Consider the following 25,892-nt stretch of genomic DNA (forward strand, 5'->3'; position numbering starts at 1 on the left):
AGCACCTGAAAAGTGTCAGTGCGTGAACTGACACGAGGAGTTTGGGTACCTGAAGCTATTAAGCCGCAACCAGATGACAAACTGATTACAGCTCAACGCCTTAGCGTGCCATCCATACGCCTTTGCTTTGTTTCTCGCAAAACGGCTTAAGAAATGCGCTGTCTGTGGCCACGCCGTAGTAGTGAATATCTTGCTGGTACGGCGTTCCACCAACGGTTGCGTTGCGGCATACGCCGTAAGCGCCAGCGGGGCATTGCTCGACAAAGTCGACAGCGACTTTCTGGCCCTTTAGCTCTGGCTTGCAGAAGCCCGTGCGAAACAAGTTTGTTGGGATCGTCCGGTTTTGCTGGCAAACTTTGACGTCCAGTCTTTGCGCCTGGCTATGCACTACACAGGCTTCACCCCAGGCCACACTCGATACTGCGCACAACAAAACGGCTGCTAGGCAACGCATTGGATACCTCCCGAACGATATGCTGGCGACTTTATCACGCTGCTTTTTATGCGTCTGCGTGATGATGCCGCTAACCTGATCTACAGGCACTCAGGCAGAGTTTGAACTCAACGAAATTATGCTTAAAAACATTCCGACTCATCTGATTGCTGGCCCATTGGGCGCGGGCAAGACCAGTCTGATCCGCCAGCTGCTTGAACAAAGACCGGCTCAAGAACGCTGGGCGGTGTTGATCAACGAGTTTGGCCAGATAGGCCTGGATGCCGCATTGCTAAGCACTGACCAAGATGGCGTTGAACTCGGCGAGGTTGCCGGAGGCTGTTTGTGTTGCGTTAACGGTGTGCCGTTTCAGGTGGGTTTGGCTCGCTTGTTACGTAAGGCCAAGCCACACCGAGTGTTTATTGAGCCTTCAGGCCTTGGTCATCCGCTGCAATTACTTGAGCAGTTACGCCTTGCGCCCTGGCAGGACGTATTGGCCGTACAGGCGCCGGTGCTGGTGCTTGATGCCCAAGCCTTGGCGCAAGGTGCTGCGCTGCCTGAGAGTCAGCAGACAGCCTTGGGCAGTGCAGGGCTTTTACTGCTGAATAAGTCCGAGTCTTTGACTCAAGCGGATAAGGTCCGAGTACAGCTTCTGTTGCCTGATCGGCCGCTAATCTGGACTGAACACGCACAGCTTCAGTTGCAGCAATTACCGGGTTTAACTGCACAGGCTTCGACAGCTGCCAGTGCGGCCGAATTGCCGGAAGGCGTAGCGCCTCCGGTTGAAATATGGCGCAAGCACGATCAACCGATTCGCCAGATTCACGATAAGCCAGAAGGCTGGAGTATTGGTTGGCGCTGGCACCCGGGCCAGCAGTTTGAATTGTCGCGCCTACAGCATTGGTTGTTGGCGCTGCCTTGGCAGCGCGCCAAATTGATCGTGCACAGCGACGCCGGTTGGCTATCTGCCAATGCGCTAACCAATCAGCCACTGCACTGGCAACAGAGCGAATGGCGTAAAGACTCGCGTATTGAGTTGATCTTCAAACAGGCGCAGGACGTGGACGCGCTCAGTCAGGGCCTGAGCCTTTGTTTATTGGGCGGCAAAAAGTAACGCGTATTTGGCTGCTCTGATCTTGGCGGGCAAGCCGAGCGGGCAATTGCACTCGGCTGATCAGCCAATTGCATTGGTGGTGGCCACTGCTTCCTTCTAACTTGACCAATAGGCGGAGTCGCGACCGGCAGAGAACGGCCAAAAGCAGCCCTTCGCGAAGACGTTGGCATATATACGCATAGCTGACCCTGCAATCTCGTCACCTGAGTTTAGTGGAGAGCGGCCATCAGACCGGCCGTCTTAAACCAGTAGCCAGGGATACCATGTCTGCTTCTAAGCGATTTCCGAAGCGCCCCTGCGTCAAACCCTCCCGCGACTACGTCTACAAACGCATCGCTTTCGAAAATCTCTATTCTGATATCCGGGTACTGCTGGAGGAATTGGTTAACGATTGCGAGCATTACCAATTCGCAAACGGCAGCTTCTTTTCCTGCCGATTCGTCGCGTGCAGATCGGAACTTGCGGCGCCCGTGAGAGACCCCGGGCGTGTGGGCTTTGTCAAAGGATGACATAAAGCCTCAAGATCCAGCTGACCTGATAAGTAATGGACGCGAGCACCAAAACCAACTGGAGTTTCTTCGAAGTGGTTGCTACTGCAATTATGCAAAGGATGACGAACGCAACCTGTCGGACCAAGTACTCGACCCCAAGTGAGTACAGATAGTCCTCACCTTTGATTAATGTATCTCCAATATCTAGCAGAAACGCAAAGGCAAGGAGTCCGAAAAACCAGCGCTTGCGCTGCTCGAAGTAGTCCTCGAATCCCTTGTATTCATACATTTGGTCAGGAAACAATAACGCCGTGAGCGCTGCAAACACCATCGCGTAGAAAAGCAGGAACCCATAGAGTGGGAATGTCCAGACGTGGATCCGCGACAAATGGAATTCGTACCACCAAAAATGCACGATCGTGATGAGAAGAAATATCACCCACCCAAGGTGGACAGGATAAACTTTAATTGTTCCGGGATGCTGTACGAAGCGTGTCAGGCCATTTACCAGTCGCGCAAGGCTTAGGCCCAAGACCATACCGATAATCGTGCGCACATGCGCAAAGTACTCTGGATGAGTTGGCGTCACTTCCATAGATAGCTCCATCCTTGATGACCAGAACGGTTTTTGGGGCTAAGTGGCCGAGTATTCCGATGTGTAACGCCAATGCTCTCTTGCCCGAAAGCAAATTACTCCGGTTCACCGCTCAACCTTCGAGCTTCGGCTTCTATGAGCTATAGCTTTATCAACCCCGAATGATTTGCGAGGTTGTTTTGTCTTCGTCTTCCGCGACCTGCTCCAGACGCTGCTTAGTAGGTGGGCAATCAAGATTGTCAGCCTTCCAGTATTCTTCGGCATGTATCCACTCTTTCGGCGCCTACATTTCGTCACTCAGCCTAGACTTTTTGATTGTAGTGTATGCCGCCTCGCAAGTCAGTCCAGCTATTCTGACTCGGTCATAAGCCGCTGCCAGCTCTCCCGCTCTTTTGTCAGCCCTCTGGAGCAGTTTGGCGGCGCGCGAGGACTTGCGCTTAGATGGGGTAGGCCGCCATTTACACCTGCGGCGATGCCCTATGTTTTCATGGCTAAGAAAGCTCTGAAAAAGACTTCCTGATTTGGCAAAATCGCCAAACACCAGCCTCCGAGCATTTCGACGGTCGACTCAGAGCGCATCACGCGACCTTCCACGCTGGACTCGGATTATATCCGCCATCACTGCCAGAGCGATCTCAGCTGGCGTCTTGCTACCCAAGTTCAGGCCTATCGGCATGTGCAGTCGAGAAATTTGCTCGGCACTTAACCCCCCAATGCGGTGTAGTCGCTCAGCGCGAAGCTTAGAAGTTTGCAATGAACCCATGACGCCAATGTAGAAGGCCGAAGTGCATACAGCCTCCATCATTGCCAGATCATCAATACGCGGATCATGAGTAAGTGCGACTACGGCGGTGGCTGCATGGCATCCGCCAGCACTGATGAACATCGACGGTAAGATATGTTTAACCTCTATACCGGGCAGATCAACACCTGCAAAGGCCTCCTCTCTGGGGTCGCAGAGAATGACTTCGAAGCCAAGCGTGCGGGCAAACTCAGCACATGAAGCCGATACCGGCGACATGCCTGCGATGATCAGGCGTGCTGCCGGTCCAATTCGCAGATGCACGATTTCACGTTCAATCTGTTCAACAACTCGGGGGCCTAAGCCGTCGTCGACGTCGAAGCGGGTCTCACCGCTACTCAGGTTGACGCAACGTATTAGATGACGCTGCCCACGCAGTGCCGATTGCATGGTCTCCAACTGATCCAATGTCATCGAATTGGCCGGCAGACGCTCGATCAGCACTTTCAATATGCCACCGCAAGGCAGAGTGATCCGTGACTCTCGAGGCTCACCCTGCGCATCGCCATAAAGCACGACCTGGATACGATCCACGAACTCGCCATCCTGCAAGCGCTCAAGGAAGTCTTCCTCGACACAACCACCCGACAGCGAACCCACGTGGCGTCCATCGCTGCGAGCCACTAGCCAAGAACCAGGCCCCCGGGGCGATGATCCGAAAGTGGCAAGCACTGTGCACAGCCAAACGGTCTCTCCACTCTGGGCCCAAGCCAAGGCTTGCTCAATAACCTGCAAGTCCAAATGCTGCATAGTCAAGCCGACAACTGATCACTGATCGGCAGACGCCGAATACGCTTTCCGGTCGCTGCGGCCAAAGCATTCACTAGTGCCGGGGCGAGCGGTGCTACAGGCGGCTCACCGATACCAGTTGGCGGTTTTGCCGACGGTACTATATGCACCTCTACCGTAGGCATGTCATAGATGCGCAGCGGTTCGTTGTTATGGAAATTGGATTGATCAATCTTTCCATCGGTCAAGGTGATTGCTTCGTGCATGGCCGCTGAGAGAGCAAAGCCAATCGAACCTTCGACCTGTGCACGAACTACGTCCGGGTTGACTGCGATGCCGCACTCCACCGAGCAGACCACACGGTCCAGTTTGAATTGGCCGTCACTTTGCACTGTGACCTCGGCCACTTGTGCTACCACTGAACCAAAAGCTTCGTGCAGAGCCACTCCACGGCCACGACGCTCACCCTGCTTGCCTGCTGCCAACGGCTTATCCCAATCGGACTTCTGCGCCACCAGCTTGAGCGTTTCTATATGACGTGAATGCCCTTCGAGCATTGCTAGGCGCCAGGCTACTGGATCCTGCCCAGCCATTTGAGCGAGCTCGTCGAAGAAGCACTCAGTCGAGAAAGCGTTATGGGAGTGACCGACTACCCGCCACCACTGTATCGGTATCGGGATATCGCTAGGGGTATGCAGATCGACGCGCAGATTGGGGATTCGGTAAGGAAGCGTCGACCCTCCCTCAACCGAGGTGGAATCGATACCATCCTTGATGAATGCGGAGAATGGTGATCCAGCGAACACGGATTGACCGACCAGGCGGTGCTGCCAGGCGACCAGTTGACCTTGGTCATCCAGCCCGGCAGTCAGGCGATGATGATACATCGGTCGGTAGTGGGCGGCCTGCATGTCGTCTTCGCGCATCCACACTAGCTTCACCGGGGCGCGACCACCGATGGCTTTAACGATCTGGGCATTCTCCAACACGTAATCAGCATCTTTGCTCGCCCGCCGGCCGAAACTACCACCGGCGTACAGTGTATGGACTTGAACCTGCTCCGGTTCCAGGCCGAACAGATCGGCCAACACCGTCTGCACGTGTGACTGCATTTGCGCACCATGCCAAGTTTCGCAACCGTACTTAGTCAGGGCGACTACGCAGTTCATCGGCTCCATGGCCGAGTGGGCAAGAAAGGGAAAGTCGTACTCGGCTTCCAGCGTACGTGTGGCGCCCGCAAGGCCGGCATCCACGTCACCATCGTTGCGCACAACTGTGCCCGGCGTTTTGGCTAACTCACGGTAACGCTGGAATATCTGCTCCGAACTCTGCTTGAAGGCGCCACTCTCGTCCCACTGGATCGACAAGGCGTCACGCCCCTTCTTGGCACTCCATGTGTCTTTCGCCACAACGGCGACACCGCTGGGGATCTGCACCACATGATCGACCCCGGGGATAGCAAGGGCCGGCTTGGCGTCAAAGGACTTGACCTTCGCGCCAAAGCGCGGCGGATGAGCGACGACCGCTGTGAGCATTCCGGGCAGGTGGATGTCTTGAGTATAGATCGCCCTGCCATTGACCTTATCCGCCGAGTCCTTGCGCGCAAGCTGTTGGCGACCGATCAGTTTGAATTCACTGGGATCCTTGAGCTTGACCTCGGTCGGCACCGGCTGCTCGGAGGCTAGCTTGGCCAGTTGACCAAATGTTGCCTGCTTACCTGACGCCGGGTGCCTCAGTACGCCATCTACTACTTCGATTTCCTGCGCAGGCACCTTCCACAGCCAAGCCGCGGCCGATACCAACATGGCACGCGCCGTGGCGCCGGCCATGCGCAGTTGCTCCCAGGAGTTGGCGATGGAGCTGCTGCCACCGGTACCTTGAATACCTAGGAGCGAATTGTTGTAGCGCGACTCCGCAGGAGCGCTCTCCACGCGAACTTGCGTCCAGTCCGCGTCTAGTTCCTCGGCGACAAGAGTGGCCAGGCCAGTGTAAGCGCCTTGCCCCATTTCCAAGTGTTTGGAGATAACGGTGACGACGTTGTCCTCGCCGACACGCAAAAAGGCGTTGGGCTCAAACTCTCCCTTCTTGCCACTGCGGGTGGTGCCATCAGCAACCGCCCAAGGCAAATATACGGCCAAAGTCAGGCCTGCCGCACCCTTGAGGAAACGACGGCGACTTTCGTTCTCGATAGACCGGATCATATTTATTACCTCGTTACTCAGGCGAGCGTCTTGGCCGCTTCGTGGATGGCCGCGCGAATGCGTACGTAGGTTGCGCAGCGACAGACGTTGCCACCCATTGTTCGATCAATGTCGGTATCTGAAGGTGAGCGATTGGTTTGCAGCAAAGCCACCGCGCTCATGATCTGACCTGACTGACAGTAACCACACTGCACCACGTCAAGCCGTTGCCAGGCATCCTGAACCACCTTACCGGCAGGAGTTTCGCCAATACCTTCGATCGTGATGACCTTGGCCTCGACCGCCGCCGAAACCGGGGTGACGCAGGAGCGCACGGGCTGGCCATTGAGGTGAACTGTACAGGCCCCGCACAGCGACATGCCGCAGCCGAACTTAGTCCCGGTAAGCTGCAAATTATCGCGCAGCACCCACAGCAACGGCGTATCAGGGGCAACGTCGACACGCAGGTCCTTGTCATTGATATTAAGCGTGATCATGAAATCCTCCGATTCGTAGGTGTTCTCGTGGCTGGCGCCAGGCCAGCTTGGCGGAACGCTTGCCCAAGGGCGGTTCAAAAAGCGAACGTCAGGCGCTGGCCGGTCGCTCGCCAAACAGTGTTTGGCAACGCATCGATAAGGCTTTCATTCCGGACAAGGCTGACCCGCCGCGCCCCACACGGTCATATCCTGCACATGCGTTTCGAAGCTGCCGGGTGGAGTGGAGCGCCCCGGCCCGGGAACCCAGGCCCAAGGGATAAAGCCTTTTATCTTGGCATCATGATGCAAGTGCTCGACCAGACCCGCGGCATCACGGCCTCCGTTACGCTTGGGATCACGCAACTGCGTACAAATCTCGGCGCCGGTTTTTGCGAACCACTCGAACTCGACTGGAGCCAGCTGCCATGGAAGGCCCACGTGCGGCGGCATATTGGGGGCAACGTTCGGGGTATCTGAACTCGCGTGACAACTCACGCAAGACACTGTCTCTACACCTATTCGCGAGTCACCCGCGTTGATATTCATACCGTGTGGGCGCGTTTTGTTCTCACCGGAGATGGTCCACATAGGCGTGTTATCGGGACCTACGTGGCAGTTGGCACATCGTGGGTGAGTCACAACAGCCTCTATGCGCTGCCAAGCCTTCAAACCCTCAGCTTTGCTGACGCTACCTACCGCAGGCATGGTAGTGCCCGTGCTGTCAGCCAGAGCTATGGCCGAAATGGGCAATGCCAGTAGTAATGTGATCAGTCCTGTTTTCATTATAAAGATCCTTCAGGCGAACTCACGGTGTTGGACAGGCAGTTTGGTAGATGCTTTATCCAGAACATGCCAAGTTATTCGGGCGGCATCTATGCGCCGCTCGTGGTTGAGCTGGTGAAAACCAATAATTAATTCAAAGCGCGATTGCTAATGCCGCAGCCGTCACTTCGGTGTCCAAGCATGTGCTTCAGGTTAGGTGAGCAACAATCTGATTATTTGCACAAAAGTCAGAATTACTTGCCTAATTCAGCGAATTCGGCAAATTGTGCTGCCTAAAGAGAATGATTTCGGCGACATTAGAACTCTAGGCAACACTGGTGGCGGCATGGCTTGCATTTTGTGGACTGCGCTACAGTCGAGACGCGCTTACCTATCTCATCAATTTTTTAACCCAAAAAACCGGAAATTCCAGAAGGCTGCAACTTCAAGCGGCCCTTGCTGCTAACATTTTCCATTTGGGTATATCAGGTAATTCTCACATGCAGAGCGATCAGGGATTCAACAACGCAAGTGTCCCTCAGACAGCAGAGTTGTCTGCTGCGATTCAGCGCTTTGCCAACACCGACGGCGATTTCACAACGACACTTCCCGCGCTGACGCTGCATCGCCGTCATGGCGTAAGCGAGCCCATGCCTTGCATATACAACCTAGGGATAGGCGTCATTACCCAAGGCTACAAGCAGATCATGGTCGGTGACAAACTACATAATTACGGCCCCGGCCAATTGATGCTGTCGACCTTCGACATGCCAGTGACTGCTCATGTCACGCAGGCGTCACGCAGCGAGCCACTGCTGGGTATGATGCTGAAGCTGGATATTCGCCAGATTGCGCAAGTGGCTTACGAGATGGAACTACCGCCCTCGTCCGAGACCGCCTATGAGCCCATCTCTGTTCACAATCTGGACCCTGCTTTATTCGATGCGCTTATGCGACTTGTGCGGCTACTGGATGAGCCTCAAATGTTGGTGACCCCGCTTGCTCCACTACTTCAGCAAGAAATTATTGTTCGTTTGTTAGCTGGCCCTCAAGGCCCCCAACTTCGACACATCATTGCCGACGGCACACCGCGTCAACGAATGGCTCAAACGCTTTCTTGGCTCAGAAAGAATTTCAAACAAGCCTTGAATCTGAATGACTTGGCCGCCCACGCACACATGACTCCGTCTACCTTCCGACAACATTTTCGCGATATCACCGGCATGAGTCCTCTGCAATTCCAGAAGCAAATGCGTCTGCAGGAGGCTCGGCAGTTAATGTTAAACCAGGCTTTCGATGCAGGTGAAGCGAGCAATCTTGTTGGCTATGAGAGCGCCTCGCAGTTCAACCGGGAATACAAGCGACTGTTTGGTGCGCCCCCATCGCGTGATATCAAACGCATGCGTCTCGAGACGGACACCTCTGAGTAGCGGCGTGTGCTAGCCGACTAGTTGGAGGCGTTTCACACTGAAAGCGATAGCATTTGTTTGTCACTTAGAACGTAACTTTTCACATCACCTTTGATACATAGCGCTCGCCAACGAGGGATCATGCATGAGCACATCTGCGTCTGTTACTAAAGCTCTACACCACCACATACGACGAATGTCCGGGCGCGATCCGCACGAGATACACCGCGTTGCCTCGTCGCTGGAGTTATTGTTCGACCTGACTTTCGTGATCTGCTTTGCGTTTGCTGCTGCACAGTTCGCACACGCGCTCGCTGCAGGCCACTACTTCGCCGCATTAGTCGGGTTCGGATTTTCGAGCCTGTGCATCTGTTGGGCCTGGTTCAATTTCACCTGGTTCGCATCAGCCTACGACACTGACGATTGGATTTTCCGCATCACCACGATGGTACAGATGAGTGGTGTGCTGGTACTGGCGGTCGGCTTACCACGCATGTTCACCTCACTCGAACAAGGCCAGCAATTAGATAACTCGGTGATGGTAATCGGCTACGTGATCATGCGCGTCGCGATGATTTTTCAATGGCTGCGTGCAGCGAGGCAAGACCTCACACGGCGCCGCACTTGCCTCACTTATGCCGTCGCAATAACAGTAGCGCAGATAGGTTGGATAGCGATTGTTCTTTTCCCTTTCTCGATGAGCTTGACCCTTACCTTGGTCGTCATAGGTTTCCTAATCGAGTTCACCGGACCTGCGTTAGCTGAGCGAAAGGATGGCGGTACACCCTAGCACGCAGAGCACATTGCCGAGCGCTATACCTTATTCGCAATCCTTGCGCTAGGTGAAGGATTGGTGGGTACCGTCGCGACTTTATCTGCCGCAATGGAGCATCAAGGATGGACGCTGGAAACGGCATTGGCCTGCATAGCAGGAGTCGGACTGACCTTTAGCCTGTGGTGGGTATATTCCATTCTACCGTCGGGGCACGTGTTGCAGGCCCATCGCTCACGCGCTTTCATATGGAGCTACGGGCAAATACTGATTATTACGTCCATTGTAGCGACGGGGGCAGGTCTGGACGTTGCGGCAAACGTTATTGAGAACAAGGCATACATAGGATCGCTCCCAGCTCTGCTCGCCACAGTTATTCCGGTTGCGGTTTTCCTTGGCTTGATCTACGCGCTTCATTATTTTCTGGTGCGCCGCTTTGACCTCCTGCATGTATGGCTCTTGGTTGCGACCAGTGTGGTCATCGCGACTGCGATCATCGCGGCGATAATGGGCATGAGTATCGTAGTGTGCTTGGTCGTACTTATGTTTGCGCCGATCATCACGGTAGTGGGTTACGAGGTTCTAGGACATCGTCATCAGAGAGAAATGCTCAACACCCATTGAACGATTAGCCACGGCTGCGTAAGTTGGAATTATCAAGAGCAGGCATTTAAGAAATGGTTTCTTGGTATAGGGTTGCGAAACTCTGGAAAGAAAAACGGCCTGCTACAGGTAGCCCCTCCAAATCCACCGTGCATGGTATTTCGAAGCCAGCTTAGATCCGACAGCAAAGGCGACTGAACGGGGGAGCCTCGACCTTGGAGTAAATTCTCCCCTGAATTTTTAGAATTATCTCAAGGTCCGCTCTTGGCCGTTTTCTGCCGGTCGAGACGTTGCTGAGTATTGGTCAAGCTGAATGCAAGCGCTTGTCAGCGGCAAAGCAATTGGGCGGTCAAGTGCGATGCGATTACGCAAACCGAGAGTTATTGCGGCGGCGGGCGCCGCTCACGGCGCCATTGATCCAGTTCGATAACCTGCGGAGGTTGGCGCACCACTTGCGGATCTTCGCTTTGAGGCTCGCGAAATGGATGCGGCGCCAGCTCAATGCTGCCAAGGTTGGGCCCGAACATGATGACCTGACCCGCATGGCGTTGTTCGCCCGTCACCGTGAATTCGAAGCCATAAACGCGGGCGATACGTTTGCGTCCTTTGCCATCTTTGAGCAGTGTGATTTTGCGAAACGCGACGTTTTCATCCAGCAGCTCGATGTCGGCTTTCTCACAGTATTGTTTGACTAACACCAGCGTGCGCTCACGCAACCCATGGGCATGCCAAAGCCAGGCGCCAGCAGTGGCGAGCAGCATTAGCACGAAGATATTGCCGAGGGTCAGCATGGTGAAGCTCCAGTTGAGCCGTGCAGGGCAGACAATGCTGCATCTTGCCAGCCGGGCCCGATATTGTCTGCTATTGCGCGGCCTTGGTTAGCCTTGCTCTTTGAGTTGTTTGTAGCGGTGCTCCATTTCCTGGCGGATCGCACGGCGTTGTTGGCCCTTGGTAAAACGGCGCTGTTCTTCGGGGGTTTCTGGTTGGCGCGGTGGCACTTTCATCGAGCGGCCTTGGTCATCGACGGCAACCATGGTGAAAAAGCAGCTGTTGGTATGGCGCACTGAGCGTTCACGAATATTTTCAGTCACGACCTTGATGCCGACTTCCATTGAGGTGGTGCCGGTGAAGTTGACTGAGGCGAGAAAGGTCACCAGTTCACCGACGTGAATTGGCTGGCGAAAGGTCACTTGATCAACAGACAGCGTCACTACATAGCTGCCAGCGTAGCGGCTGGCACAAGCGTAGGCCACTTCGTCCAGATACTTAAGCAGCGTGCCTCCGTGGACTTTGCCAGAGAAGTTGGCCATATCTGGGGTCATCAGCACGGTCATCGTCAATTGTGCGTTTCCGGGAACCATTAGCTGAGTGTCCGTATCTTGAAGGAGGAAGGATTCAAACACATTGCCGGTTTGAATCAATAGTCAGTCAGTGTTTGCGTCGCTCGGCAATACTGCAGGCAGGTGTTAAGCGGGGAACCGCGTGTTGTCGGCACACGCGGTTATTGGGTTGATATTACTTACCGGCAGAGATACCGAAGTCAATGGCCATGTCGGCGCCAGTAATGGCTTCGGCTGCAGGTTGACAGAGAAACCAGACCATCTCGGCGACTTCTTCCGGGCGCAGGAAGCGCGCTTCACGGCCTTGAGGGTACTGGCTAAGCAATTCGCGCTTGTAAGCCTTTGGGTTGCCGTTGCCGTAGCGTTCCGCTTGATAGTCGAGCATTGGCGTGGCGATATCGCCGGGCGACACCACATTAACCCGCACACCAAACTCTGCGAGTTCAAGAGCCATGGTCTTGCTTAGCATCACCAGTCCGGCTTTGCTCGCACAGTAGGCGGCTGAACCACGGTAGGCCTGGCGACCTGCATCGCTGGCAATATTGACGATACAGCCACGGCTTTCTTTCAAATGTGGCGTTGCGGCCTGGCCGAGATAGAAGGCTGCCTTGAGATTAACCCCCATCACCAGATCGAAGTCTTCTTCACTGAACTTTTCAACCGGCCCTTCGCGCCAGACACCAGCAGCGTTGATAACCGCATCGATACGACCCGTGCTGGCCAGTACTGCCGCGATCAGATCATGACAATTTTTGGCACTGCGCAGATCAGCAGTCGCACTGTAATCCAACGGCACCAAGGTATTGAGTGAGTGCAAACCACTTTTGTCGACATCAGTGGCTGTCACACGCCAACGGCTTTGTGAAAAGCGTTTGGCGATGGCCCGACCGAGTCCGCCAGCGGCGCCAGTGATAAGGACGACAGGTGTGCTCATAAGGCTAACTCCAGTGGTGATTTCCGTGTGTGGGTGAGGCTTCCATCAAGCGTAGTTGTACGTTGCAATTAGATTGGCAATTTCCCGAGCGTTTGTGCAGCAAGCTTGTGAGTTGAGACGCTTGAGCCTGCTCGGTTGTTCAGTCTGTGCGTGGTTAATCAGGCGGCGAGCGCTATTTAGAACATGTTGTTCATTATTTCACACATGATCGGTGTGAAAATGCCTTGCTGTCAATCATGGCAGGCGCTGGATCGCGCCTGCACTCACGGATTCAGCTCAATCAGCTTTCCAGCCAGACATCGCGGACCCAGTGCCAAACCGATTCCCAGTTTTCTTCACTGAGTTCTTCGGTGTCCTGTTCCCAGAGAACTACGGTGCCATCTTCTTCAACACAGTAGTAATTGCCGCGATCTTCACAGATCGGCACCAGTTCACGAGGTACGCCCAGTGACCAGGCAACTGAGGCTACTTCGGGTAGATAGGTGTGAGATTGCGGGTCAGTTGCAGTCACAGGCTCAAGACGGCCATACACCACATCGCTGACTTTGAGCAGAAACTCACGCAACTCATAAGGCAAGTGAATCAGGATTTGCTCCTGAATTTCGACTAGCAACTCTTCTTCAGGCAGCTCAAGCGGCACTGGAACCGGTTCGTTCAGTTCGCGTAGTTGATCAATAACTTCTTCCACGGGCGGGCTCCTGGACGGTTGATGGCTAGCGGTAGGATTGCAGAGCTAGGATCGCATCGGCAATGGGCGCTTTATACAGTAGCCAAGCGCAGGCAAACAGCCCAATTGTGCATGCAATTTTGCTGAGTGGAATATGTGCCGGTTTTTGACTTCGAGGTCGCTGCGCTAAAACCTCGGTTGGTTCAGTGGCAGCGTGATCCAGTCCGGGGCTGGTGCGCTGCAACCGCTGGTAGCTTTGCGCCACTTCAGAAGGTTGCAACGCCCAAGGCTGGATTTATGCGTTCTGGCGGATGCCTGCAACAATCCACGGCTGGTTTTCGCCAGTGACCCGTTCAAGACGCCAGCTTTCGCTAAAGGCTTCGCCTTGATCGAAGCGTGAGGTTTTGGCGATACCGCTGAACGTCAGAGTGGCGATGGTTTTGTCGCTCTGGTCGTCGACACCATCAAGCTGCACATCAAGCTCATCGATGTAGGTGGCCTGGAAGCCATCACCCAGATCAGCACGCTCACGCTTGAGGAACTCAAGCAACTGCGGTGTTACGAACTCACTGATCTGCTCCATCTCATTGGCGTCCCAATGCTGTTGCAGGTTCATAAAGTGTTCACGGCCAGCGGCGATAAAGTTTTGCTCGTTGAACCACGCAGGTGCATTGATCACCGGCTTACTGGCTGCGGCCTTATTGCCGAATATCGAAGCTGCAGGCGAGTCATTCCCTGGCACTTCACGCTGCATCGGCGCGCCGTTAGCTGTATGCGGCTGTGCGGCCTGACGACGGGCGGCGAGAAAGCGGAAGATCATAAAGGCGATCAGGCCGATGATCAGGAAATCAAAGATCTGCATGCCCTGGAAACCATCGCCCATAAACATCGAGGCCAACAAACCGCCCGCAGCCAAGCCGGCCAACGGGCCAAGCCAGCGCGAAGCCCCGCTTGCAGCTGCGGGACGACCGGCAGCGGCTGCACCGGCATTGGGTTGTGATTGCGGCGCAGCCTGGCGGGTTTGATGGCTTGGCGCCGAGCCGAATGATTTGCCGCCGCCAAAACGCTTGGCGTCGGCGTGCAGGCTGAAAGTCATGGCCATGCAAAGCACCATGGCGAGGCTGATGAAACGTTGCATGAGAGTGTGTCTCTTGGTGGTAAACAAGTGATGAAGCTATGCAGGCGATACTGCGTGAGCGCTGTCAGGATGACTAGCGAGAGAATGTTTCGGGTTTTTTCTGCGCTGAGCAGTCAATGCAGGGGCGAGACGCCGATGCCCTCAACACATTATGTGCACAGAGCATCGGCTTAAGAAGGCTCAGTCTCAGCGCCAGTTGTAAAGCTCTTTTTCAGAGACTTCGTGCATTGGCGTGACCTGCTCCTGGAAGGCCTTCATCGAGTTCCAGATACGTGTGTTCAGCTCGCTTTGCCCAGCCAATTCACCCAGTACTGCGCTGGATTGCTGTTTCATTGCAGCGAGAACTTCATCTGGGAAGCGCTTGAGTTGTGTGCCTTGTTTCTTCAACTCAACCAGCGCTGTGGCGTTGTGATAAACGTAGTCGTCCATCATGTCCTGATTAGCCGCCAGCGTGGCTTCGGTAAGGATCGCGCGCAGGTCTTGCGGCAAGCTGTCGAGGGCTTTCTGATTAATCAACAACTCAAGCACAGCTTGCGGTTCTTGCCAGCCCGGGAAATAGTAGTATTTGGCCGATTTGTTCAGGCCAAACGCCAAATCGTTATATGGGCTGACCCAGTCGGTTGCATCAATTGCGCCGGTTTCCAGCGCGGTGAACACTTCGCCGCCCGGTAGATTGACTGTGGTTGCACCCAAGCGGCTGAGTACTTCGCCGCCGAGGCCCGGCATGCGGATTTTCAGACCTTTGAGGTCGTCCAGCGAGTTAATTTCCTTGTTGTACCAGCCGCCCATTTGCATGCCGGTGTTGCCCACAACCATCGGTTTAACGCCGAAAGGTGCATAGGCCTCGTCCCAGAGTTTCTGACCGTCGCCCTTGCTCAGCCACGCATTCATCTCGCTGGCTGACAGGCCAAAAGGCACCGCAGTGAAGAACTGTGCGGCTGGTACTTTACCTTTCCAGTAATACGCTGCGCCGTGGCCGAGTTCAGCTGTGCCGCGTGAAACTGCATCAAACACCTCAAGCGCCGGAACGAGTTCACCCGCGGCATAAACCTTGATGGTCAGGCGGCCGTTGCTCATGGTCGAGACTCGTTCGGCCAGCCGTTCTGCTGCGGTGCCCAGCCCTGGGTAGTTCTTTGGCCAGGCGGTGACCATCTTCCAGTGGAAACTTTGTGCCGGTGCGCTGGTTTCTGCGGTTGTTGCCTTGGTTTCTTCTTTGCAGCCAGCCAGGCCCATGGCGGCGAACAGTGCGACGGCAGCGCCGAGCAAGTTGCGGCGGTTCATCAATATCTTCCCCTGTGTGCGGTTATTGTTATAACGCGTCTAATTTGGCGTAGCTGAGCATCAGCCACTTACTGCCTTCATCTTCAAAATTCACTTGTACCCGTGCCTGCGCGCCAGAACCCTCAAAGTTAAGGATGGTGCCCTCGCCGAACAATGCATGGCGTACGCGTTGGCCGAGGCTGAATGCGGTTTGTGGAATCTCGCTGCCAGCGAACATCGAGCTGCTGCTGGTGCCCTGACTGCTGCCCCCGTACGGACGACTGACGCTGTTGGACAGGCGCACTTCCTGGATCAGTGTTGGCGGAATTTCGCGGACGAAGCGCGAAACCTTGTTATAGGTTTCGCTGCCGTACAGGCGCCGTGTTTCGGCGTAGCTGATCACCAGTTTCTGCATGGCCCGGGTGATGCCTACGTAGGCCAGGCGGCGCTCTTCTTCGAGGCGACCGGGCTCTTCAAGGCTCATCTTGTGCGGGAACAGGCCTTCCTCGACGCCGACCAAAAACACCTGCGGGAACTCAAGGCCCTTGGCACTGTGCAGGGTCATCAGTTGAATGCTGTCTTCATGCTCGGCCGCTTGTGTGTCACCGGCCTCAAGCGAAGCATGGCCAAGGAATGCTTGCAGCGGTGTTTGTTCGTCATCTTCGTCATTCTCGAAGCTGCGCGCGGCGCTGACCAGTTCCTCAAGGTTTTCGATACGAGCCTGGGCTTTTTCGCCTTTTTCAGCCTGGTGGTAAGCGATCAAACCACTTTGCTCGATGACGGTCTGGGCCATCAGGTGCAGCGGCATTTCCAGCACTTTGGCCGCGAGGTTTTCAATCAGCTCGATAAACCCCGCCAGTGCGCCAGACGCACGCCCCGGCAGCAGCTTGCCCGCAACCATCAGTTGTATGGCTTCCCACATCGCCACATCATTGCTGCGGGCAAATTCGCGAATGGTTTCTACAGTTTTTTCGCCGATACCTCGGGCCGGTACGTTGATGATTCGCTCCAGCGCAGCATCGTTGCCGCGGCCATCAAGCATGCGCATGTAAGCCATCGCGTTCTTGATTTCAGCGCGCTCGAAGAAGCGCTGACCGCCATAAATGCGGTAAGGGATTTTCTCGCGCAGCAAGGCTTCTTCAAGTACCCGCGACTGGGCGTTGGAGCGATATAGAATGGCGATTTCGCTACGCTTGAGGCCGTCTTTGCGCAGCGCATCCTCAATCGACTCGACGACATAACGCGCTTCGTCGTGTTCGTTGAAAGCGGCATACAGGCTGATGGGTTCGCCATCCGCATCTTCGGTCCACAGTTCTTTACCCAGGCGCCCTTGGTTATTGGCGATCAGGGCGTTAGCGGCTTTGAGGATGCCAGCCGTGGAGCGGTAGTTTTGCTCCAAGCGGATAATTTCAGCGTCGGCAAAGTCGTTGGAGAACTGTTGGATATTCTCAATCTTGGCGCCGCGCCAGCCGTAAATCGATTGGTCGTCATCGCCAACCACCATAAAGCTGTCGCCGCCTTTGGCAAGGATGCGCAGCCAGGCGTATTGCACGGCATTGGTGTCCTGAAATTCGTCGACCAGAATATGCCGGAAGCGGCGCTGGTAATGTTCCAGCAAGCCCGGCTTGTCACGCCATAGATCCAGCGCACGCAGCAGTAGCTCGGAGAAGTCGATGACGCCCGCACGTGCGCAAGCGGCTTCATAGGCTTCGTAGATTTTCAGCATGGTCGCGAGGAACAGATCGCCGCCGGGCTGGGTGTGTTGCGGGCGCAGACCTTCGTCTTTCTGGCCGTTAATAAACCACTGCGCCTGACGTGGCGGCCAGCGCTGCTCATCCAGGCCCAGTTCGCGAATCACTCGTTTTACCAAGCGTTGCTGGTCATCAGAGTCGAGAATTTGGAAATTTTCGGTCAGACCGGCTTCTTGCCAGTGTGCGCGTAATAACCGATGGGCCAAGCCGTGGAAGGTGCCAACCCACATGCCGGCCGGGCTGGTACCGAGCATCTGCTCAATACGCACACGCATTTCGGCTGCGGCTTTGTTGGTAAAGGTCACCGACAAAATGCTGTGGGGTGAAGCGTTTTCAACCTGGATCAACCAAGCGATACGGTGCACCAACACACGGGTTTTACCGGAGCCAGCGCCGGCCAGGACCAATTGACGGCCAAGACCAGCCGCTACGGCTTGGCGTTGGGCGTCATTCAGAGAGTTGAGGAGAAGCGAGAGATCATCATGCATCGCAGCATTCTAGGGGGCTGGCGCACGCAGGGCAAACCACTGTTTAAGTAATCAGTTCAGGGTTTGCGCTGTTAACTGAAAAATACCTCTGTTCCGGGCCGTTGCCGGGTGTCAAACAAGATCAGTCGTTTGCTAACGATTGGTTGGTTACAGCCAGTACAAAGGTGTGATGTTAATTGGCTATCTGTCGAGCTGAGCGGGCGTCTGCCGTGCTAATCGGGTCCGGCTCAGGGCTGACAGTGAAATGACTCAGTTTGGTTGGCTTTTAAGGAAGGTTGCCATGCCAGGTTCTGCGCAGATCAACGTTGCTGTACGCCTTTTGATGGCCTGTAAAGGCAGAATTCCTCTGCCATTTAAGCAGGCAATACTGGGTCGGATTCGCCCTAAACAGGCGGCTGGGCTTATTACCCAGTTATCGACCGAACAATTTACGCGTCTCGCTCAGAGCATGCCGATGCCCCTGATTGCGCAGGTGGTCAGGTATCTGCAGCCGCAAGCCATACGTGATGACTACATGGACTTGCCAGAAGAGTTCCACATTGAGCTGACCCAAGAGCTTTGTAGCATTCATGCATTCTCGACAGCCGCTGATTTCGCCAACTTTCTTTCTGCGGCGCAGTTGAAGGTGCTGTTTTTTGCGCTCAATAACGAAGGCTATGTAGTGTCGATTCTTGAGCACATGGAAAACCTTCCGGTTGCCGGGCAGGGATTGCGTGGTTGCTCGACTGATTTTTTGGCGCGTCTTGCCGAATAGGCTGCACAACGTCGGCACATGGAGGCTGTGGTCCGGGTGATTGGCATGCTGTCCATGCAGCGTCAGGCAAGTGTTTGCGCCAGGCTCAGCCCGCTTGCGTTGATGCAATTGCTGCCAAAGCTATTGCCTCTGAGCAACAACCAGTTGAGTCGGTATTTGCCGCCGAAACTGGTCGAAGTTATCGCCGCTCGCTCAGCTTGAACCCGGCGATTGCATCCACTTTCGTCCGTGTCGCTCAAGTAAATGTTGCAGCTGTTCTGGCCCGTTGCTGCCAGCGGGATAAGGTCGCGGGCGCTGATAATGTTGCTGCCAGCCTTTGATGATCGGATCCACCCAGCGCCACGCGGCCTCAACCTCATCGCGGCGCATAAACAATGTCGAATCGCCGTCAATCACATCTAGCAGCAAGCGTTCGTAGGCGTCCCAGCGGCGTTGTTGCTTGAATGCGGTGGCCAGATTCAGATCAAGCGCAACCGGCTCCAGTTTCATGCCTTTACCGGGATTTTTCGCCATCAGATGCAGGCTGATGCGCTCTTCCGGTTGGAGGCGAATCAGCAATTGATTGGCATCGCCTTCGGCAAACAGCGCATGGGGCACGGGCTTGAATTGAATCAGAATCTCCGAAGTTTTTTCGGCCAGGCGTTTGCCGGTACGCAGATAAAATGGCACCCCAGCCCAGCGCCAATTTTCGACCTGTGCCTGAATCGCGACGAAGGTTTCGGTATCGCTGTCGTTATCGACATTTTTCTCGAAGTAGTAGGCAGGCACGGGTTGGCCAGCGATCTGGCCTGCGGTGTATTGCCCGCGCACGGTTTTGTCGCGGACATCCTGGTCGGTTATCGGCCTCAGGGCTTCGAGTACTTTGACCTTCTCGTTGCGCACCGACTCGGCGTCAAAGCGCACCGGTGGCTCCATCGCAACCAGGCAGAGTAATTGCAATAAGTGGTTTTGCACCATGTCGCGCATGGCGCCAGCGTGTTCGTAGTAGTTGCCACGGTTTTCGACGCCAAGAGTTTCGCAGACGCTGATTTGTACGTGGTCGATGTGCGCCGCACGCCAGATGGGCTCGAAGAGCATGTTGGCAAAACGCAGTGCCATCAGATTCTGTACGGTTTCCTTGCCGAGATAGTGGTCAATGCGAAACACCTGCGACTCATCAAATACATTACCCAGCGATGCATTGATTGCTTGTGCCGACAGTAAGGAGTGACCGATAGGTTTCTCCAGCACGATGCGCGAGTAGGCGTCAGCCAAGCCGGCGGTTTTCAAGTGTGCAGCGATGGCTTCGAACAGGTCCGGGGCGGTCGCGAGGTAGTAAACCCGCACACGCTTTTCGATGTTGCCCAGAAACTGCGCCAAGCGAGCAAAGTCAGTGCGTTGCGAGGCGTCCATGGCGAAGTAGTCGAGACGGTCGCTAAAGGCTTGCCAGCACTGCGGATCGAAGTCAGATTCGGCGATTTTTGCTCGGCAATGTCGCTCTGCAAGGCTTTTGTAGTCAGCGCTGCTGTGCTTGCTGCGGGCCAAGGCAATGATCCGCATATCAGCATGCAGGCGACCGTCGCGATGCAGGTAATAGAGCGCTGGAAGCAGTTTATGCAGAGCCAGATCGCCGGTGCCGCCAAAAACCAACATGTCACACGCAATACTCAAAATCGCAACTCCAGCTCGGTTAAACAGTGCGATACACGCACTCATGTAGTATAACTACAAAGTCACTACAGCAATGATTACTTCACCGTGTCGTCAGGCCACAACCCTGTCCGTTTTTGTAGACTAACTCGGGTTAGGTTCTTGGCGACTCACATGCCTGTTAAATACCGAGTCTAATCTTGTGAATTTGTTGCAGCACATCACTCAATCGCGCCACTTGCTCCGTAAATCCGAGCTTAAGGTGGCTGATCACGTGCTACTTGATCCTGCAGTTGTCATGCACAGCTCCATGGCCGAGCTTGCGCACAGTGTCGGAATCAGCGAGCCAACCATCGTGCGATTTTGTCGGGCGATTGGTTGTACCGGATTCCAGGATCTCAAGCTGAAGCTGGCGCAAAGTCTTGCCGCCGGCGCCAGTTTTGGCCAGTTTGCGATCCATGAAGATGACTCGGTCTCGGATTTCAGTCTGAAAATCTTCGACACCACGCTGCACACCTTGATGGAAGTGCGTGAAAAGCTTGATCCGCAAGCGTTGCAGCAGGCAATTGCTGCCTGTGCCAATGCGCAGCGTGTGGAGTTTTATGGCTTTGGTGCATCAGGTGCAGTGGCGGCGGATGCCCAGCACAAGTTTTTCCGTTTGCTGCTGACGGCAGCGGCCTATTCAGACCCACATATGCAGGCGATGTCAGCGGTCACCCTCAAGCCCAATGATGTGGCTATTTGTATTTCCCAGTCTGGGCGCTCCAAGGACTTGCTGGTCACCGCCAATCTGGTACGTGAAACCGGCGCTACGCTGATTACCCTATGCCCGAGTCAGACTCCTTTGGCTGACCTGGCTAGCGTCAACTTGGCGGTGGATGTTCACGAAGACACCGAAATCTATACCCCGCTGACCTCGCGCATCGCCCACTTGGTGGTCATTGACGTGCTTGCGATGGGCGTTGCCATGGCGCGTGGCCCGTCGCTGGTTAACCACCTGAAGAGCGTCAAGCGCAGCCTTCGCAGCCTGCGTTTGTCTCCGAAGTCGGTGCGGGCGTCCGAGGACATCTGAGCGTCCTTCCCCTGTAGCTTGGTTGTGCGCAGCGCTCAATCATAGGGTGCGAATCGAAGTGCGGATTGCTCGAGCGCACTCAATAACTGCGGGTGCAAGCTTGCGTTCTGCTTCTTCCAGGGTCCAGCGACTGGTCGGGGCCACCACATGCACGGCCGCAACGGGCAGGCCTTGGCTGCCGAGAATAGGCGCCGCGATTGTCATGTCGCCGAGAAACAATTCCTCTTTGTTGGTCGCATATCCTTGGCGACGAGTCGCTTCGATCTGTGCGCGAATTTCATCCATCGAAGTCAGAGTGTGCAGGGTGTGCCGCTTCAGGTCGCTGGCGCCCAGCAACGTGTCGATCTGTGTATCCATCAACGCGCTCAAATAAGCACGGCCAGAGCCGGTGCAATACATGGGTATGCGGCTGCCGATGGGCATGTGAATAGGAATAAATTTGGGCGCGACGAATCGAGCGACATAGACCATCTCCAAGCCGTCTGGCTCGGTCAGGTTGGTGGTTTCGCCAGTGACCTGTGCCAACTCGGCCAGGAATGGATTCGCCACATCCACCAAGGTGTCGGCGGCGAGGTAGTTATAACCGATCTCCATTACTCGGGGTGTCAATTGGAAGCGTTTCGTTAGCGGGTGCTTACGGACATAACCGAGCTGTTCCAGCGTATGGATCATGCGCTGGGCTGAACTCTTGTTGATGCCAGCGGCTTCAGCCACCTCGGCTAGGTTCATGGTGCGGCGGTGTGCATCGAAAGCGCGTAAAACCGCGAGTCCTTTTTCCAGTGACTGATTGAACAGAGTGCTGTTGTCTTCGCTCATGGCTGGCCTTTGTGTTGTTATCGTATCGATTATCGATACTTATAAATCTCTTTACGATTCTTGTAAATTGTTTATAGTCAGTTTGTGCCTCCTGCCGACCCCTGAGGCCATCCATCAAGGACTTACGACAATAACAGCGTCCAATTGGAGATAAACCATGTACACACGTTTGCGTTCACTCGTGCTTCTATGCGTAATGGTCAGCGGTTTTGCGGGTTCCGTCAGTGCCGCTACTGAGCCTCAATACAGGGTCGGAGCAACCGCTACCGGCGTTCCCTTTACCTTTCTCGACGTCAAGAGCCAGAGCATCCAAGGCATGATGATCGATGCCGTGCAGGCAGTGGCTGATGCGGCTGGTTTCGAGGTCGGTATCCAGCAAACGACATTCTCAGCACTGATTCCTTCTCTGACTTCGAAGAAGATCGACGTGATTTCTGCGGCCATGTTGCGCACGCCTGTGCGTGAAAAAGTGGTGCAGTTCTCTGACCCGGTTTTCAGTTATGGCGAGGGTTTGATGGTTAAGGCGGATGACCAGACGGCCTACACCAAGATGGAAGATCTGGCCGGTCAGGTTGTTGGTGCCCAAGTGGGGACGGTGTTCTTCGATGAGTTGAACAAGCGCGGAATATTCAAGGAAGTGCGCGGCTATGACTCTATCGCCGACCTGATGCGCGACCTGACCCTTGGCCGAATCAAGGCGGGCTTTGCCGATCGCCCGATCATGGCATACCAGTTGGCTCAAGGCGGCCATGATCAAGTGCGCCTGGTGCGTGATTACCAGCCAGTGATCATGGGTGATGTCTGCCTGGTGGTGCGTAAAGGCGACAGCGAGATGCTCGCTCGAGTCAACAAGGGTATCGCGGCGATCAAGGCCGACGGTTCGCTTGAGCGCATCATTGAGAAGTGGAAGCTCAACTGATCTTTCGCCAGCCCGCTGAAGCTGGCGGGCGGCTCCCTCTGTTAAGCCTTGGGTAGTCTTATGTTCTTGCAGAATGCTCTGGACTTCCTCCCTATTCTTTTGAAAGGGGCGGTGGTCACGATTCAGGTCACGGCTGGCTCATTCCTGCTCAGCTCTGTACTCGGTTTGCTGCTGGCGCTGATGATGGTTTCTAAAGTGCGCCCGATAGCCCTGTTCGCCATAGGCCTGGTCAGCATCATTCGTGGCCTGCCAATTATCGTGCAGTTGTTTTACATCTATTTCGTTTTACCTGATTTTGGTATCCAGCTAAGTGCTTTTCAGGCCGGTGTCATTGGTTTGGGTATCGCCTATTCGGCCTATCAAGCTGAAAACTTTCGCGCGGGCATCCAGGCCATTCATCAAGGCCAGATTGAGGCCGCAGAGTCTATCGGAATGCGCGGTGCGATGGTCATGCGCCGTGTGGTGCTGCCACAGGCGTTCCGTATTGCGCTGCCGCCTTATGGCAATACGCTGGTGATGATGCTCAAGGACTCCTCGCTGGTTTCCACTATTACCGTGGCTGAAATGACGCGTGCGGGGCAGCTGATTGCTTCGTCGACCTTCGAGAATATGACCGTTTATACCTTGGTGGCGTTGCTCTATCTGGCCCTGAGCTTGCCGCTGTCCTACGCGCTGCGTCGGTTGGAAGCGCGAATTGGCGTGAGGAAGTCCAAATGATTGAGATCAAGGCGCTGCACAAAAGCTTCGGCAATATGAAAGTGCTTGAAGGTATCGACTTGAGCGTCAATAGCGGTGAAGTGGTTTGCTTGATTGGCCCCTCCGGCTCCGGAAAGTCGACACTGCTGCGTTGCATAAATGGTCTGGAAAGTTACGACCAGGGTGATGTCTTGGTAGGCGGTGAAAAAGTTAACCGGCACGATAAGCGCATTCACGAAATTCGCACTCAAGTGGCGATGGTGTTTCAGCGTTTTAATCTGTTTCCTCATCGCACGGCCTTGGAAAATGTCATGGAAGGGCCGGTCTATGTGAAGAAGGAAAACCCAGGGCAGGCCCGTGAGGATGCTCGTGCCCTGTTGGAAAAGGTCGGTTTATCACATCGCATGGATGCCTACCCGGACGAATTGTCAGGAGGCCAGCAACAGCGCGTGGCAATTGCGCGGGCGCTGGCGATGAAACCCAAAGCAATTCTTTTTGACGAGCCGACCTCCGCGCTTGATCCGGAACTGGTTGGCGAAGTCTTGGCAGTAATGCGTCAGTTGGCCGATGAAGGCATGACCATGGTGGTAGTGACGCATGAGATGGGTTTCGCCCGTGATGTTGCTGACAAGGTGTGTTTTCTGCATGGCGGCGTGATCATCGAAGAAGGACCAGCGCGTCAAGTGCTTAGCTCACCGCAGCATGCGCGTACGCAAGATTTCTTGCGGCGCATGCTAAGCCACGAGGCTTCTGCATCATGAGCGCATCGCGACCCACCCACCTGCCAAACTCGCTGTGGGCGGCGACCGCTGCGGCGGGCATAGAGACGGCGCCGTTGGCAGTCGATTGCCGTGCTGATGTAGTTATTGTCGGCGCTGGTTATACCGGTTTGGTCACCGCGCTGTATCTCGCTGAGGCTGGAGTCGATGTCTGTGTTCTTGATGCTGGAGAGCCCGGTTGGGGTGCCTCCGGGCGTAATGGCGGCCAAGTAATTCCTGGCTTGAAATACGACCCCGAGCAATTGCTGGCTCGTTTTGGTGACGAGCGCGGGCAAGCGCTGATTGACGCGGCGGGGGGCGCTGCAGATGAGGTCTTCAATCTGATTGAACGCCATGCCATCCAGTGCGACGCAACCCGTAAAGGCTGGATTCAACCAGCTGCATCCACGACTTCGATGCGCGCTATTGAGCAGCGTGCCGAGCAGTGGCGTCAGCGCGGGGTGGCGGTTGAGTTACTTGATCAGGCTGCTGTGACCCAGCGTATCGGCAGTAGCAATTACCTGGGGGGTTGGGTCGATCCGCGTGCAGGTAGTCTGCATCCCCTTAGTTATGCCCGCGGCCTGGCTCGTATTGCCAGTGAAAAAGGCGCGCGCATCCACGGTAGTAGTCGTGTTACGGGGTTGCGCCGTCACGACGGGCGTTGGCAGTTGAGCACTGCGCAAGGGGCCAATGTGAGCGCTGAACGGGTGTTGCTGGCAACCAACGGCTACAGCGACGAACTGTTACCAGGGCTGCGTCAAACGTTGATAGCCGCCAACAGTTTTATTGTCGCCACCAAGCCACTGCCGCAGTCGTTGCGCGAAAGTATTCTTCCGGGAGGTGAAGTCTGTTCGGACGCGCGCCGGTTGCTGCTGTATTTCAAGCAGGATGCGCAGGGGCGTCTGTTGCTTGGCGGGCGCGGACCGTTCTCCGAGCCATCTCGACAGGCCGACTGGGAACATCTGGAGCGCTCGTTAACAGGGCTTTTCCCACAACTCGCTGGTACTCCCATCGAGTATCGGTGGAGCGGCCGCGTGGCGCTGACCCAGGATTTTTTACCGCACTTGCATGAGCCTGCTCCGGGCATTTCCTGTCTGCTCGGTTACAACGGGCGTGGCGTCGCTTTGTCAACGGCGCTTGGCAGGCGGTTGGCGCTGCGGTTGATGGGCAAGAACGAGGTGTTTCCATTTCCTGTCAGCCCAGTCCGGCAAATTCCATTGCATAGGCTTCAGCGCCTCTATCTTGGGGCAGGTATCGCGTGGTACCGGCTGCTGGATGCGCTGTTCTAGGGGATTGCTGTCTAT

At 55.3% G+C, this 25,892-nt stretch carries 24 protein-coding genes and 1 pseudogene; 9 read left to right on the plus strand and 16 right to left on the minus strand.

Going from position 1 to position 25,892, the window contains the following annotated elements:
- Window positions 1–100 precede the first annotated feature (100 nt).
- Window positions 101–454, minus strand: a complete 354-nt coding sequence (locus ACN0UH_RS03845; RefSeq protein ID WP_417660818.1) for an NADH:ubiquinone oxidoreductase — start codon at window positions 452–454, stop codon at window positions 101–103.
- A 118-nt stretch (window positions 455–572) separates the two neighbouring features.
- Between ACN0UH_RS03845 and ACN0UH_RS03850 the strand changes: the two genes are divergently transcribed.
- Window positions 573–1,547 (plus strand): CobW family GTP-binding protein, encoded by a 975-nt coding sequence (locus ACN0UH_RS03850; protein WP_417660819.1) that lies wholly within the window; start codon window positions 573–575, stop codon window positions 1,545–1,547.
- Between the two features lie 498 nt (window positions 1,548–2,045).
- Here ACN0UH_RS03850 and ACN0UH_RS03855 read toward each other — a convergent pair whose 3' ends face one another.
- The 6 genes from ACN0UH_RS03855 to ACN0UH_RS03880 all read right to left on the minus strand — a co-directional run bounded on the left by ACN0UH_RS03855 (window position 2,046) and on the right by ACN0UH_RS03880 (window position 7,603).
- Entirely contained in the window at window positions 2,046–2,633 is a 588-nt protein-coding gene (locus ACN0UH_RS03855) for a hypothetical protein (protein ID WP_417660820.1), read from the minus strand.
- Between the two features lie 283 nt (window positions 2,634–2,916).
- Complete coding sequence (locus tag ACN0UH_RS03860; protein ID WP_417660821.1) at window positions 2,917–3,174, minus strand: DUF2514 family protein; 258 nt, start codon at window positions 3,172–3,174, stop codon at window positions 2,917–2,919.
- 27 nt (window positions 3,175–3,201) lie between these two features.
- The gene (locus ACN0UH_RS03865) at window positions 3,202–4,185 is read right to left on the minus strand and encodes an XdhC family protein (RefSeq protein WP_417660822.1); all 984 of its coding nucleotides are present in this window, start codon (window positions 4,183–4,185) and stop codon (window positions 3,202–3,204) included.
- A gap of 2 nt (window positions 4,186–4,187) precedes the next feature.
- On the minus strand, window positions 4,188–6,365 hold the full coding sequence (locus ACN0UH_RS03870) for a molybdopterin cofactor-binding domain-containing protein (protein WP_417660823.1): 2,178 nt from the start codon (window positions 6,363–6,365) through the stop codon (window positions 4,188–4,190).
- Between the two features lie 17 nt (window positions 6,366–6,382).
- Window positions 6,383–6,841, minus strand: coding sequence for a (2Fe-2S)-binding protein (locus ACN0UH_RS03875; RefSeq protein WP_417660824.1), 459 nt, complete (start codon window positions 6,839–6,841; stop codon window positions 6,383–6,385).
- A gap of 144 nt (window positions 6,842–6,985) precedes the next feature.
- A complete protein-coding gene (locus ACN0UH_RS03880; protein ID WP_417660825.1) occupies window positions 6,986–7,603 on the minus strand; it encodes a hypothetical protein in 618 nt (205 codons plus the stop codon).
- 479 nt (window positions 7,604–8,082) lie between these two features.
- Between ACN0UH_RS03880 and ACN0UH_RS03885 the strand changes: the two genes are divergently transcribed.
- Window positions 8,083–9,012, plus strand: coding sequence for an AraC family transcriptional regulator (locus ACN0UH_RS03885; protein ID WP_417661100.1), 930 nt, complete (start codon window positions 8,083–8,085; stop codon window positions 9,010–9,012).
- Window positions 9,013–9,187: 175 nt separating this feature from the next.
- Window positions 9,188–10,387: pseudogene (locus ACN0UH_RS03890) on the plus strand (low temperature requirement protein A).
- A 359-nt stretch (window positions 10,388–10,746) separates the two neighbouring features.
- Here the strand turns inward: ACN0UH_RS03890 and ACN0UH_RS03895 are convergent.
- From ACN0UH_RS03895 to uvrD, 7 genes are all read right to left on the minus strand, one after another.
- Complete coding sequence (locus ACN0UH_RS03895; RefSeq protein WP_417660826.1) at window positions 10,747–11,157, minus strand: DUF3301 domain-containing protein; 411 nt, start codon at window positions 11,155–11,157, stop codon at window positions 10,747–10,749.
- Between the two features lie 87 nt (window positions 11,158–11,244).
- Entirely contained in the window at window positions 11,245–11,727 is a 483-nt protein-coding gene (locus tag ACN0UH_RS03900) for an acyl-CoA thioesterase (RefSeq protein ID WP_417660827.1), read from the minus strand.
- Between the two features lie 154 nt (window positions 11,728–11,881).
- Window positions 11,882–12,640 (minus strand): SDR family NAD(P)-dependent oxidoreductase, encoded by a 759-nt coding sequence (locus tag ACN0UH_RS03905; RefSeq protein WP_417660828.1) that lies wholly within the window; start codon window positions 12,638–12,640, stop codon window positions 11,882–11,884.
- A 280-nt stretch (window positions 12,641–12,920) separates the two neighbouring features.
- A complete protein-coding gene (locus ACN0UH_RS03910; RefSeq protein ID WP_417660829.1) occupies window positions 12,921–13,328 on the minus strand; it encodes an SMI1/KNR4 family protein in 408 nt (135 codons plus the stop codon).
- 274 nt (window positions 13,329–13,602) lie between these two features.
- A complete protein-coding gene (locus ACN0UH_RS03915) occupies window positions 13,603–14,445 on the minus strand; it encodes a Tim44 domain-containing protein (protein WP_417660830.1) in 843 nt (280 codons plus the stop codon).
- A gap of 186 nt (window positions 14,446–14,631) precedes the next feature.
- Window positions 14,632–15,726, minus strand: a complete 1,095-nt coding sequence (locus tag ACN0UH_RS03920) for a TRAP transporter substrate-binding protein (RefSeq protein WP_417660831.1) — start codon at window positions 15,724–15,726, stop codon at window positions 14,632–14,634.
- Between the two features lie 28 nt (window positions 15,727–15,754).
- Window positions 15,755–17,944, minus strand: coding sequence for a DNA helicase II (uvrD, locus tag ACN0UH_RS03925; protein WP_417660832.1), 2,190 nt, complete (start codon window positions 17,942–17,944; stop codon window positions 15,755–15,757).
- A 280-nt stretch (window positions 17,945–18,224) separates the two neighbouring features.
- Between uvrD and ACN0UH_RS03930 the strand changes: the two genes are divergently transcribed.
- The gene (locus tag ACN0UH_RS03930; protein WP_417660833.1) at window positions 18,225–18,698 is read left to right on the plus strand and encodes a hypothetical protein; all 474 of its coding nucleotides are present in this window, start codon (window positions 18,225–18,227) and stop codon (window positions 18,696–18,698) included.
- A 192-nt stretch (window positions 18,699–18,890) separates the two neighbouring features.
- On the opposite strand, the gene zwf is transcribed toward ACN0UH_RS03930, so the two are convergent.
- Window positions 18,891–20,330 (minus strand): glucose-6-phosphate dehydrogenase, encoded by a 1,440-nt coding sequence (zwf, locus tag ACN0UH_RS03935; protein ID WP_417661101.1) that lies wholly within the window; start codon window positions 20,328–20,330, stop codon window positions 18,891–18,893.
- A gap of 199 nt (window positions 20,331–20,529) precedes the next feature.
- On the opposite strand from zwf, the gene hexR reads away from it, so the two are divergent.
- A complete protein-coding gene (gene hexR / locus ACN0UH_RS03940) occupies window positions 20,530–21,399 on the plus strand; it encodes a transcriptional regulator HexR (protein ID WP_417660834.1) in 870 nt (289 codons plus the stop codon).
- Window positions 21,400–21,438: 39 nt separating this feature from the next.
- Here hexR and ACN0UH_RS03945 read toward each other — a convergent pair whose 3' ends face one another.
- Complete coding sequence (locus ACN0UH_RS03945) at window positions 21,439–22,215, minus strand: IclR family transcriptional regulator (RefSeq protein ID WP_417660835.1); 777 nt, start codon at window positions 22,213–22,215, stop codon at window positions 21,439–21,441.
- Between the two features lie 157 nt (window positions 22,216–22,372).
- Here ACN0UH_RS03945 and ACN0UH_RS03950 point away from each other — a divergent pair, with 157 nt between their 5' ends.
- The 4 genes from ACN0UH_RS03950 to ACN0UH_RS03965 are packed head-to-tail and all read left to right on the plus strand — an operon-like array spanning window position 22,373 to window position 25,877.
- Window positions 22,373–23,134, plus strand: a complete 762-nt coding sequence (locus ACN0UH_RS03950; RefSeq protein ID WP_417660836.1) for an ABC transporter substrate-binding protein — start codon at window positions 22,373–22,375, stop codon at window positions 23,132–23,134.
- A gap of 60 nt (window positions 23,135–23,194) precedes the next feature.
- On the plus strand, window positions 23,195–23,851 hold the full coding sequence (locus tag ACN0UH_RS03955; protein ID WP_417660837.1) for an amino acid ABC transporter permease: 657 nt from the start codon (window positions 23,195–23,197) through the stop codon (window positions 23,849–23,851).
- On the plus strand, window positions 23,848–24,591 hold the full coding sequence (locus ACN0UH_RS03960; RefSeq protein ID WP_417660838.1) for an amino acid ABC transporter ATP-binding protein: 744 nt from the start codon (window positions 23,848–23,850) through the stop codon (window positions 24,589–24,591). The genes ACN0UH_RS03955 and ACN0UH_RS03960 overlap by 4 nt, the downstream gene beginning before the upstream one ends.
- Entirely contained in the window at window positions 24,588–25,877 is a 1,290-nt protein-coding gene (locus ACN0UH_RS03965) for an NAD(P)/FAD-dependent oxidoreductase (protein ID WP_417660839.1), read from the plus strand. Before ACN0UH_RS03960 ends, ACN0UH_RS03965 begins: the two co-directional genes overlap by 4 nt.
- Window positions 25,878–25,892 lie beyond the last annotated feature (15 nt).

Origin of the sequence: Pseudomonas sp., assembly GCF_048265905.1 — a bacterium.
Lineage (GTDB): Bacteria > Pseudomonadota > Gammaproteobacteria > Pseudomonadales > Pseudomonadaceae > Aquipseudomonas.